Annotated in this window: 7 protein-coding genes, 9 tRNA genes, 1 rRNA gene and 2 pseudogenes (1 of these 19 running past the window's edge); 1 reads left to right on the forward strand and 18 read right to left on the reverse strand. The window is 39.3% G+C overall.

The features are described 5' to 3' along the window. Positions 1-700 precede the first annotated feature (700 nt). From ACVIJU_RS00940 to sigW, 7 genes and pseudogenes are all read right to left on the reverse strand, one after another. Positions 701-963, reverse strand: a pseudogene (locus tag ACVIJU_RS00940) (hypothetical protein); the annotation flags it as partial. A gap of 96 nt (positions 964-1,059) precedes the next feature. After that, positions 1,060-2,863 (reverse strand): annotated as a pseudogene (gene glmS / locus ACVIJU_RS00945) (glutamine--fructose-6-phosphate transaminase (isomerizing)). 596 nt (positions 2,864-3,459) lie between these two features. Beyond that, positions 3,460-4,806 (reverse strand): phosphoglucosamine mutase, encoded by a 1,347-nt coding sequence (glmM, locus tag ACVIJU_RS00950; RefSeq protein WP_063388716.1) that lies wholly within the window; start codon positions 4,804-4,806, stop codon positions 3,460-3,462. 29 nt (positions 4,807-4,835) lie between these two features. Beyond that, positions 4,836-6,194, reverse strand: coding sequence for a CdaR family protein (locus tag ACVIJU_RS00955; protein ID WP_063388715.1), 1,359 nt, complete (start codon positions 6,192-6,194; stop codon positions 4,836-4,838). Further along, positions 6,187-7,005 carry a diadenylate cyclase CdaA gene (gene cdaA, locus ACVIJU_RS00960; protein WP_063388714.1) on the reverse strand — a complete coding sequence of 273 codons (819 nt, stop codon included), beginning with the start codon at positions 7,003-7,005 and terminating at the stop codon, positions 6,187-6,189. The genes ACVIJU_RS00955 and cdaA overlap by 8 nt, the downstream gene beginning before the upstream one ends. A 156-nt stretch (positions 7,006-7,161) precedes the next feature. Continuing rightward, a complete protein-coding gene (locus tag ACVIJU_RS00965; protein ID WP_063388713.1) occupies positions 7,162-7,764 on the reverse strand; it encodes an anti-sigma factor family protein in 603 nt (200 codons plus the stop codon). A gap of 14 nt (positions 7,765-7,778) precedes the next feature. Further along, positions 7,779-8,342, reverse strand: a complete 564-nt coding sequence (gene sigW / locus ACVIJU_RS00970; protein WP_063388712.1) for an RNA polymerase sigma factor SigW — start codon at positions 8,340-8,342, stop codon at positions 7,779-7,781. Between the two features lie 307 nt (positions 8,343-8,649). Between sigW and ACVIJU_RS00975 the strand changes: the two genes are divergently transcribed. Next, positions 8,650-9,435 carry a MerR family transcriptional regulator gene (locus ACVIJU_RS00975; protein WP_063388711.1) on the forward strand — a complete coding sequence of 262 codons (786 nt, stop codon included), beginning with the start codon at positions 8,650-8,652 and terminating at the stop codon, positions 9,433-9,435. 77 nt (positions 9,436-9,512) lie between these two features. Here the strand turns inward: ACVIJU_RS00975 and ACVIJU_RS00980 are convergent, their stop codons facing one another. The 11 genes from ACVIJU_RS00980 to rrf form a co-directional block, all read right to left on the reverse strand. Then, on the reverse strand, positions 9,513-9,731 hold the full coding sequence (locus ACVIJU_RS00980) for a tautomerase family protein (RefSeq protein ID WP_063388710.1): 219 nt from the start codon (positions 9,729-9,731) through the stop codon (positions 9,513-9,515). 519 nt (positions 9,732-10,250) lie between these two features. Then, positions 10,251-10,322, reverse strand: a tRNA-Gly gene (locus ACVIJU_RS00985). A 5-nt stretch (positions 10,323-10,327) separates the two neighbouring features. Further along, positions 10,328-10,403 (reverse strand) — tRNA-Lys (locus ACVIJU_RS00990). Positions 10,404-10,758: 355 nt separating this feature from the next. Continuing rightward, positions 10,759-10,833: transfer RNA gene (locus ACVIJU_RS00995), tRNA-Gln, on the reverse strand. 108 nt (positions 10,834-10,941) lie between these two features. Further along, positions 10,942-11,026, reverse strand: a tRNA-Tyr gene (locus ACVIJU_RS01000). Positions 11,027-11,038: 12 nt separating this feature from the next. Beyond that, positions 11,039-11,111, reverse strand: a tRNA-Thr gene (locus ACVIJU_RS01005). 95 nt (positions 11,112-11,206) lie between these two features. Further along, positions 11,207-11,282: transfer RNA gene (locus ACVIJU_RS01010), tRNA-Val, on the reverse strand. 1 nt (position 11,283) lies between these two features. Next, positions 11,284-11,358 (reverse strand) — tRNA-Glu (locus tag ACVIJU_RS01015). Between the two features lie 88 nt (positions 11,359-11,446). Beyond that, positions 11,447-11,519 (reverse strand) — tRNA-Thr (locus ACVIJU_RS01020). Between the two features lies 1 nt (position 11,520). Further along, a tRNA-Asn gene (locus ACVIJU_RS01025) sits at positions 11,521-11,595 on the reverse strand. 125 nt (positions 11,596-11,720) lie between these two features. Then, positions 11,721-11,770: ribosomal RNA gene (gene rrf, locus ACVIJU_RS01030) — 5S ribosomal RNA — on the reverse strand; it runs 66 nt beyond the window's last position.

Below are 11,770 nucleotides of genomic sequence, written 5' to 3' on the forward strand. Positions count from 1 at the left end.
ATGTCGATTCTATACCGTGAGAAACACCACAGGAAAAAGACCAACAAAGTTTGAGATCTCATCGGTAAAGGGATTATAGAGATTTTAGGCAGAAGAAAAAGAAAGTCTGACGGAAAAGCCTCGGAAAAATCTTCGGATTGCTTACTTATACTCGATATTTGCATCTTTGATCAATCTTTTATATGTTCCACTATTCAAAATCCTTCTTTGAAGTTATCACCCTATAAATCAACATTTCACGTTGTTTCTCTGACATTTCATTTAAGCACGCTTCTCGTTAGAGAATCCATGTCAAGCCCTTGATGGATAGATCACATACATATATGTATATTTATTCAAAATTTTGATAAAGATATACTGCAACACTCTGTATTTTTTTCTTGCAGAAAACAAACTAAACTTTTTGAGCTAGTAATAACTTTACAAAAATTTTATAAATCACCGTAAAAAAGATTAAATGAATTGTTTACTTTTTCCTGACTTTTTAAAGATTTTTACTATATTTTTCTCTTTTCTAAACAAAATAAGATTGAATTGTAAGTTAATAGAAAAGAAAGGAGAAAAGGAGAATGGATGAAAGAGTTTTAGAGGTTCAAAGATGACTGAATAAAACCTATGGCGGTAGAGCTGGTTTTAATGAAGTGACTGAAGACGGAATTACTGGATGGGAAACGGTTTATCGCTTAATCCGGGCACTACAATTGGAAATGACAATTGTTTCTTCCAACGGTAATAAAGGAAACTGTTCTCCAATATCAATGATGAAAATCAGAATATTCAGTTAAATAAAAGTGGTTTCGTTCTAAATCTGTGCTGTTATTCGTTTTAATTCCCTTTAAACGAGCAGAGCGATCTAGTAAAGGTCGTCTTGAATGTTTAACCAATGCCAATATCAAAACCTATACCTGAGCCACGATCTACTTTAATCAGCTTTAGATGTTCTTCTTTTGGACATAAAAACACCCCTTTAGACAATCATAATCTAAAGGGGTAAAACTGTGCAATTTTTTATAAACGGTATGACTTTATTCAAAGCCACATATCCACTGCCCAATTGCTTTATTCGACTGTTACGCTTTTGGCTAGGTTGCGTGGTTTGTCGACGTCGCAGCCGCGGTGAAGGGCAGCGTAGTATGCAATGAGCTGCATTGGAATGACGGCAACAAGCGGAGTTAGATCCTCATGAACTTTTGGCAAGATGAAACGGTCATCATCTTCTTCAAGTCCTTTCATGGAAATAACGCATGGATATGCACCGCCGGGCAACAACTTCTTTTACATTTCCGCGAATGCTTAAGTTTACATGCTCTTGGGTTGATAAAGCAATGACCGGTGTTCCGTTCTCAATTAACGCAATGGTTCCATGCTTTAACTCGCCGCCGGCAAATCCTTCCGCTTGAATGTAGGAAATTTCTTTTAATTTGAGCGCGCCTTCTAAGCAGACGTAATAGTCAACGGCACGGCCGATAAAGAAGCAGTTTCGAGCTGTCAAAAGATAGTCTCGGGCAATTTGTTCCATTTCATCCTTTTGGCCGCATAGTGTTTCCATTGCATTCGAAATAATGGCAAGTTCTTGCAATAGGTTAAAATCAAGCTTGATTCCTTTTGTTTCAGCTGCAACAGCTGCTAAAATGGCAAGAACCGCAATTTGTGCTGTATATGCTTTTGTAGACGCAACCGCAATTTCAGGTCCGGCATGAAGCAGCAGCGTATAGTCCGCCTCACGGGAAAGAGTTGAACCCGGAACATTCGTTATAGTTAATGCTTTATGTCCAAGCTCCTTCACTTGAACAAGCACCGCACGGCTGTCTGCCGTTTCTCCGCTTTGTGAAATGAAAATAAACAGCGGATTATTTGATAAAAGCGGCATATTGTATGAAAATTCACTGGCAACGTGCACTTCTGTCGGTACTTTTGCCCATTTTTCGATTAATTGCTTTCCTACAAGCCCTGCGTGATAGCTCGTTCCGCACGCTATAATATAAATGCGGTCCGCTTCATGAACAGCTTGAACAATTTCTTGATCAATTTTTAATTGATCGTGTTCGTCTTGATATTTTTGAATAATTTTACGTATAACAAGCGGTTGTTCATCAATTTCTTTCAACATGTAGTGAGGGTATGTTCCTTTTTCAATGTCGCTTGCATCAAGTTCAGCAGTATATGGAGCGCGTTCTATTACGTCCCCGTTTAAATTTTTGATTGTCACTTGATCACGAGTGACAATAACGATTTCTTTATCCATTAATTCGACAAATTGATTTGTTACTTGCAGCATTGCCATGGCGTCTGAAGCAACAACATTAAAGTCTCCGCCAAGTCCCACAAGAAGAGGGCTTTTGTTTTTCGCAACATAGATCACGTCTCGGTTATTTTCATCTAATAGAGCGATCGCATAAGATCCCTTCAACAAGGATAATGTTTGGCGAAATGCTTCTTCGACACTTAAACCTTTGTTGACAAATTGTTCAATTGTTTGAACAATAACTTCCGTATCCGTTTCACTTTTTAATTCAACATTTTGTAAATACTCACGCTTTACTTGCAAATAGTTTTCAATGACACCGTTATGCACAAGTGTAAAGCGTTTGGATGCACTTTGGTGAGGATGCGCATTTTCTTTGCTAGGCGCTCCATGAGTAGCCCACCGTGTGTGGCCAATTCCGATGGAAGCTGAAACATTTGCGTCCACACCTTCACGAAGCTCCGCAATGCGTCCTTTTTCTTTAAATACATATGTTCCTTCTCCGTTTAATACTGCAATACCTGCAGAGTCGTAGCCTCTGTATTCTAATTTTTCCAAACCGCGCAATAAAATTTCCTTGCAGTCTTGTTGTCCGATATATCCTACAATTCCGCACATAGTCTTAGTTTCCTCCCCATTTAAAGGGGACAAAAGAAGCCTGAACAACTGGGGACAGATCTCTTTCCAGCCATCAAAGCTTCTCTGTCCCCTCACACATGTTTTGTAAAATGTATCCCGTTATGTCACAGTCTTTTTGTGCAAAGAGTCGCCTCTTTGTTTTAAGACGTGACTTTACGGCTGTACGGGAAGGCAACCGGGAGGCATCCGCCGAAACTTCGATAAACCTCCTCCTCGTCAACTAAGCAGATGTCCGCTCCTGCTTAGTCCAGGCGCTTTACAATAAAAAATTTTCTAACTGCCCACCTTTCTATTCTAGAATGTGCTAAAACAATTTATATATTACAATATGGAAAAGCAGTTCGTCAATTCATTTCTGTCTTTCCATATTGTATTATATGATTTCAAGCGTTTTCTCGATACAATGAATATTCAATAAAGAAAGGGAGCTTGCCTCCCCACAACCTCCTGAAAGTAGCCGGCATCCGCCAGCTACTTTCAGATAAAAATCGAAAAATAAAAGCAAGTGGAGAAAAACGCATTGTTTTTCTCCACTTATTTATTTTAGAGACTTACCGGACAGCCCCGTCTCTTCATCATTCAACGCCCATTTCCGCTTTGATAACTTCCACAATTTTTTTCACGTACCTCTGGCATTCATCTTCCGTCGGCGCTTCGGCCATTACACGAACGAGCGGTTCTGTTCCGGAAGGACGTACGAGAATTCTTCCATTTCCGTTCATTTCTTTTTCTACTTCTTCTATAACAGCTTTTACTTTTTCATTTTCCATGACAGCCTGCTTGTCCTGCACCTTTACATTGATCAAAAGCTGCGGGAATTTTTTCATTTCACTCGCAAGTTCAGAGAGCTTTTTGCCTTTTGTCTTCATTATGTTGACAAGCTGAATCGCTGTTAAAAGACCGTCACCCGTCGTATTGTAGTCAAGAAAAATAATATGTCCGGATTGCTCTCCACCTAAATTGTAGTTGTTTTTCTTCATCGCTTCGACAACATAGCGATCGCCGACAGCGGTTTGAACGCTTTTTAGTCCATTTGCCTCCAAAGCTTTATAAAAGCCTAGGTTGCTCATAACTGTCGATACAACAGTGTCCCCGTTCAGCATTCCCTGCTCTTTTAAATATTTGGCGCAAATAAACATAATTTGATCCCCATCAACAATTTTTCCGTTCTCATCAATGGCAATCAAACGGTCCCCATCACCGTCAAACGCTAAACCTATATCTGCTTCTTTTTCTTTCACAAATTCCGCTAACGTTTCTGGATGAGTAGACCCAACCCCATCGTTAATATTCAGACCATTTGGAGATGCACCGATTGTCGAAACATCTGCATCCAAGTCGGCAAAAAGATGTGTAGCTAGTGATGATGTGGCTCCGTGCGCACAGTCCAAAGCGATATGTAAACCAGTGAACTCTTCGTCAACCGTCTGTTTTAAATATTGCAAGTATTTTTGTACGCCTTCAAAATAATCGCTCACTTGCCCCAGATCAGAGCCGGTCGGTCTAGGAAGGTTATCTTCTTCTTGATCGAGCAGCGCTTCAATTTCTTCTTCTTGTTCATCGGAAAGCTTAAAACCATCAGGGCCAAAAAATTTTATTCCGTTATCTTGAACAGGATTATGCGAAGCGGAGATCATGATGCCTGCTTCGGCTCCTAATGCCTTTGTCAAATAAGCAACACCTGGTGTGCTAATGACTCCAAGCCTCATTACCTCGGCGCCAATGGAAAGAAGCCCGGCAACTAAAGCACCCTCAAGCATATGACCTGAAATGCGGGTATCCCGACCAATCAACACTTTTGGTCTATTTTTATCTTTTGTTAACACGTACCCGCCAAAGCGTCCTATTTTAAACGCTAATTCAGGAGTGAGTTCACTGTTGGCAACTCCTCTTACTCCGTCTGTACCGAAATATTTTCCCATGAATCATCGCTCCTTTTAAAAAATATCACTTAATTTGAAGCTTCTTCAGCAGACTTTTTCTGTTCAGATGGTTCAACTGAATCGTTATTTTCTTCTATTTGATTTCTTCTTTCATTATCTGCTTCTTCCAACGAGTTTTCTTTATTGGATAAGCGAATCTTCACTTTTTCACTCGATAAAACTGTCGAGAGGTTGTAACGGTTTTTGGCCTCCACATTTACTTCATGTTCTCCTTCATCTAACCCTGCAACATTCACATACAATTCGATATCAGATTCTTTTACGTTTTTCAAAACACTGTCTTTTCCTCGCAAAACAACATCCAGCTTTCCTGTATCCGGATCAATAAATTCAATTTCCTGATCGTTTCCTAAACCGATGACTTTGATCGGCACCTGTTTAAACGTCTTTTCTTCTCGTTTTTCAATATCTATTTTAATTTGAACTTTATTCGGGACTACGTTTGTCACTCCATCCGGAGCCGGAACATCAGCTTCAACTGTCGCATTTTCTTTGATTTTGCTTAAGTCGACAGATACATCATCAATAGACTCTATTTGCTCTAGCACATCCTTTGGACCATAAATTGTCACTTGGCTAGGGATCGATTGAATCGATGATATGCTCAGTCCATCAGAAAGCTTTCCTGTTGTTTTGATTTTTAAGGGTACAGATTTCGATTTCGTTGGGCTTTCTACCGGCACTGTTACGGTAACCGCTGACGGTTCGATTGTAACAGGCAGGATGTTCCCATTTGCATCGTATACTGCCACTTTTGACTTCTGTACAACTGTTCCATCAGCACCTTCCAAACTTACTGTTGCTTTCACAACAGCTACAGCATCAATATGCTCTTTTGCGCCTGTAATTTTTACACTGTCCGGTTTAACAATCGGACGCTCCGCAATGTAGCCTTCCTTCATTTTGTTTTTATTAATAACATCCACTTCAACCGGAAAATTTTCAGATACCTTTTCATGAATACCTACTGTAATGACAGCCGGATCAATGTCAACCTCCAATTGGTCAGACAAGTTTTTATGTTTCAAACGGACACTGTGCGTGCCAACGGATAAATCCGTTAAATCTGCAAAAATTTCAAAGTCCTTGACTTGTTTTGTCGTAGTGACAATACTTTTGGGCCCTTCAATCGTAACGGTGACGGTTTGGGGAATACCGGTGACAACAAATGCACGGTCGTCATAGTATACGTTTACGGGCACATCTGTAATTGTAGCTGTTTCGGTTGTGGATGGCGACCGAAATATATTGTATTTTTCTTCATTATTCGAAGCAGGCGATTCTATATTCACTGAAGCATATAGCATGAGCGCTAGCAACAATGCAATGATGCGCATAAACCAGTTGCTATTCATTAATTTATCCATTCTTTTTCACCCTCCATTGCCAGCGGCTAGAGGAAGCAGCTTTCGTACGGTTAAACTCAGCCAAGAGCATCTCCTTTAACGTTTCTGGAGTTAAATGTCTATGCAGCTCACCATCCTTGGCAATCGATATACCGCCTGTTTCTTCAGAAACAATGATAGTTATACTATCGGTTACTTCACTAATTCCCACTGCAGCGCGATGGCGTGTGCCCAGCTCCTTCGATATAAACGGGCTTTCGGAAAGCGGCAAATAACAGGCAGCAGCGGACACTTGATCTTTTTGTATAATAACTGCACCATCATGTAAAGGGGTATTGGGGATAAAAATATTAATTAATAGTTCAGCAGAAATATGGGCATTTAGCGGTATACCGGTCTCAACATAATCCTCCATTCCTATTTTTCGTTCAATCGAAATGAGAGCACCGATTCTCCTTTTCGCCATATACTCAACAGCTTTTGCTATTGCTTCGGTCATGTTTGTTTGCCCATCATCTTCCTGGCTAGCTGCCCTTGCAAATAGACGCCCCCTTCCTAATTGCTCAAGGGCTCTGCGAAACTCCGGCTGGAAAATAATGATGATAGCCAAAAAACCCCAAATCAACACTTGGTCCATTAACCATTGCAAAGTATTCAAGCCTAAATATTGGCTTAACACTCTAACGATAATGATTACGATAATTCCTTTTAAAAGCTGAACAGCTTTCGTTCCACGAATCACCATAATCAATTTATAGATAACGAACCAAACGAGGAGAATATCAATGACATCTATGAGGTAATGCAAAAGAGAAAAATCCCCTAAGGTCATATTGTTTTCCTCCAATAGTTCATCAAATCGCGATTGATCTATTCTAATCAAACTTCTAGGTTTGAAAATCTCTCTAATCAAAATTCCACTTTATTATATCATAACTTTTCCTAAATGCACTTAAACATAAAAATAGACCATCCTACTAAAGATGGCCTATTGTTTAAAAACCTCTGACAGAGTCGATTTTACTTCATACCACAGCCACTCAAACAATTCGTTTATTTCCTCAACCTCTCCGGTAACTTGACCGGCAGAAGCCAAATATTGGTCTCCGTTAATCACCGTTACATTTCCTTCAACTTTTCCTTCTATTTTAATATCACCGTTTTTAACAGTAATATCACCTTTCACCGTTTCTCCTTCAGGCACAATAACAGTACGGTTGTCAACAACCAAATTATCATACTTTGTTACGCTGAATTGGCTTTCTTCATAAGAAGCAAATAAACTTCCAGTCATTAGAATAACAAATAGTGCAGCGGCTGAAAAGAAAGGATGATTTCGGAACCAGCGTCTAGTTGAGACCGTACGCTTTTCTTTCGGCAATTTTTCTAACACCTTTTGCGTAAAATCTGCCGGTGCTTCAACATGTGAGATACTCTTGACAAACGCTACAGCTTTTTCCAATTCTTGATAATGTGCCTTGCAATCCTCACAAGATTGCAAGTGTTTTTTTAACTCACGGCCTTCATCCTCATGCAAATCCCCGTCCAAATACTTATGGATCATCTCCACTACATGCTTAGGACATTTCATCTTACTCACCCCAATCACAAATGCCTTAATTGTTTGCGTAAAGCCTCCCGTCCCCGGTGTATTCTTGTTTTAACTGTTCCGACTGGAAGTTCCAATATCTCTGCGATTTCTTGCAAGGATAGCTCCTCAATATATCTCAATACGATGACTGATCGATATTTATCCGGCAGTTTTAAAATTTCCTTTTGAATCGTTTCTTGCAGTTCAATTGCTTCAACTTCTTTTTCAGGCATTGCAATATCAGATGATACTTGGGAGTACATTGTTAAGCCATCAGTCCCCGCAACTTCTGCATCTAAATAATAGTCCGGTTTCTTTTTCCGAATACGATCAATCGATAAATTGGTTGCAATCCGATAAATCCATGTAGAAAATTTTTTGTTCATATCAAATGAATGGATGTTCATATACACTCTTATAAATGCTTCCTGTGCTATGTCCTCAGCTTCATGGACGTTTCCCAGCATTCGATAACAAAGTTGAAAAATTTTATCTTTATATAATTCAACAACTTCTGCAAATGCATTTTGGTCGCCTTTTTTAATTTGTTTGATCTTTTTATTTATAAATTCTTCCATTTTTCTACCTCCGCAGTTGCGGGTACATCATGATACGAATTCGTTCCCCAAAGGTTTCATTTTTTTTTATAAATCTATTCTAGCAAATTTTAGGAATTTATGTTTTCATCTGCAAGAAAAATTTTTTCCTTTTGTAGCAAAAACCTTTCACATTCCCATTTCTGGGCTTTTTATAAAGAAACGTCCAACTTGTCATAATGAAAAATGACATTACAAATTTTTTTCAGAGGGGTTGCACCTCACGCCGCGTTAGGTATTATGATCACAATAGGTTTATAAAGATAAGTGTTTTGGGGGCGATGTTAAAATGAAGGAAGAGACTTACTTTACGATTGGCGAATTTTCTAAAAAGACGGGAACAACAATCCGAACATTGCATTATTATGATCAAATTGGACTGCTCAAACCGAAAAAAAATCCTCGTTCTGGACACCGATTATACTCTGCTCATGATGTATTGACACTTCAAAAAATAGTCAGTCTTAAATTTTTAGGATACAGTTTAGAACAAATCAAAGAGTTAATTAATGAAACCAACTTTGATTTAAACTTAAAAGAAACTTTACAGTTCCAAAAAGAAGCGCTTGAAGAACGAAAGGAACATATTGAAGAAGTGCTCAAAGCCATTAAACGAATTCTCACGATTTTAGAAGAAGAAAAAGAAGTGGATAGCAATGTTTTAATGAGTCTTATTCAGAGCATACAAACAGAAAAAGAACAGCGCAAATGGATAGAACATTATACGTCAAAAGAAGTAGCTGAAAAGCTTTTTGATCAGCCTGAAGAGGTAATGATCTCCCTTGACAAAGAATACATCCAATTATCCCAAGAAACAAAAAGATTGGCAGGAAGACCTGTCGATGATCCTGAGGTAGAAGCGTTAGTCGAAAAATATATGAAAACAATATTAGAATTTATCGGAAAAGAATTAATTAGTGCTATCGGGAATTTAGATGAAGCTGAAATTAAAACTATTGAAAATAAATTGGCATCTCCATTTACACAGGAGGAAGAGGAGTGGCTTCAGCAAGTGATGGAACATTATGCGATGAAAGCTGGGCTTCTCCAAGATGAAAATATTGACCGACTTTAGCAAATAAAAAAACTTCACCTCCCCTTTTCCAATTGGGGAGGTCATTTTTTATCTTTGAATTAGAGGATGATGGATATTCATTCAGCTCCCATTTTCCCGAAACCTTCCTCAAATTTTATCGAGTGAAGTGTTCCGCCGGAAGCCCAATTATCTCTTTCATATTCATCGAAAACTACTGTAACCCATTCTTCTTTCACGTTTAGTATTTGCGCTGCTGCTTTTGTTATTGCCTCAGTAAACTGCTGTTTCTGTTCTGCGGTTCTTCCTTTAGCCAGCTTTACGTTGATAAAAGGCATCGAATCACAACTCCTTTAAGCCGTTTGAATTTATAAATGGTGTCGAAATTTATTCGTCCTCATCCGGATCTGTGCTATTTCAAAAAATGAAACAAGACAGAAGTTTGTCGATATACTTCGTCACAACACCCGTAAAAACCTTTGCTGGGCAGTCATTGTATGCAAAATGTTTTACACAAATCATTCTTTACAGCAACAATCTTCTGGAAAAGAGACTAATTTTTAAAATCAACAAAAAAATCATTTAGGTCATGGTTCCATTTCGGAACAACCGCATTACCAATCCTAAAAGGAAAAATACAATTCGCCTTCAATGGTATATCCAAATTTAAAAGGCTGTTATGGGACTAAAAAGGCGAATGCTCCTGCATATAGTCTATTACATTATTTTGAGATTCAAAAGCGAGGATTAGATATAATCGAAGGGATTAGTAACATTTCAAATAAAAAATCCTGACAATTTCTTGTCAGGAATTAAGTTCATCTTATTTTATAAAGTTTTCCCCGTTGAATTTAAAAAGCGGAAGACGGGACTCGAACCCGCGACCCCCACCTTGGCAAGGTGGTGTTCTACCACTGAACTACTTCCGCACAAATGGTGAGCCATGGAGGATTCGAACCTCCGACCCTCTGATTAAAAGTCAGATGCTCTACCGACTGAGCTAATGGCTCATAAAAAAATTTTTTCTTCTAATCCATTTTTAATTTGTCAGATGTCCCTTCCTCTTCCTGATCTTTCGAGGATGTTAGATGCGTCGGGACAACTCGTCGCCTATTCGATGAAGCCTTGCTCGTTGCTCTACCGACTGAGCTAATGGCTCGTAAAAAAATTTTTTTCTTCTAATCCATTTTAAAATTTGCCAGATGTCTCTTCCTCTTCCTGATTTTTCGAGGATGCTGGATGCGTCGGGACAACTCGCTCTTATTCGACGAGGCTTCGCCCTTTGTAAAATCTAGTTAAATCTTACTTTCTATCTAACATTTTTACAAAAAAAAGAACAGACATGAACTGTCTTTTTATAATAAATGGCTGGGCTAGCTGGATTCGAACCAGCGCATCACGGAGTCAAAGTCCGTTGCCTTACCGCTTGGCTATAGCCCAATATCACCATTCATCTCTTGACTAATTATATTGTACCAATAAAAAAATCACTTTATACAACAATTTGTTGTTTAATGTGATTTCAATGTTTCATAACATTCTTCGGCATGGTGGAGGGGGACGGATTCGAACCGCCGAACCCTAAGGGAGCGGATTTACAGTCCGCCGCGTTTAGCCACTTCGCTACCCCTCCGATTATTAAAAATGCCGGCGAGAGGAATCGAACCCCCAACCTACTGATTACAAGTCAGTTGCTCTACCAATTGAGCTACACCGGCGCAATAAATACTTTAAATCACACTCAGTTTTTACCTTTGTTTAAATTGTTATGCCAAACTCATTAAACTTGCTTAAGAAAAGCTTGTTTAGTACATGGTGGAGGATGACGGGATCGAACCGCCGACCCCTTGCTTGTAAGGCAAGTGCTCTCCCAGCTGAGCTAATCCTCCATGGTGACCCGTACGGGATTCGAACCCGTGTTACCGCCGTGAAAGGGCGGTGTCTTAACCACTTGACCAACGGGCCATTTCATTTTCATAACTTAATGACAACCGACATTTGACATTTTAGCACATGGCATAGATAGAAATCAAGAAAAGATTTGCTTTTGAAAAGCTTCCAACCGGGCTCGAACCGGTGACCTCTTCCTTACCATGGAAGTGCTCTACCAACTGAGCTATGGAAGCATGGCTCCGCAGGCAGGATTCGAACCTGCGACCGTTCGGTTAACAGCCGAATGCTCTACCACTGAGCTACTGCGGAATATTTTAATAAACCATATTTTGGTTCACATACAGCTCAATCAGTATATCAAAATGACTTCAAAAGAATGTACTCTTGTATGGTTCTCTACAATAAGCCCAGCTTTCAAAAAGAATTTAAAGGCAGCCTGGCAGCGTCCTACTCTCACAAGGGACAAACCCTCACTACCATCGGC

The sequence above is a fragment of the Aeribacillus sp. SP014 genome (assembly GCF_054055575.1).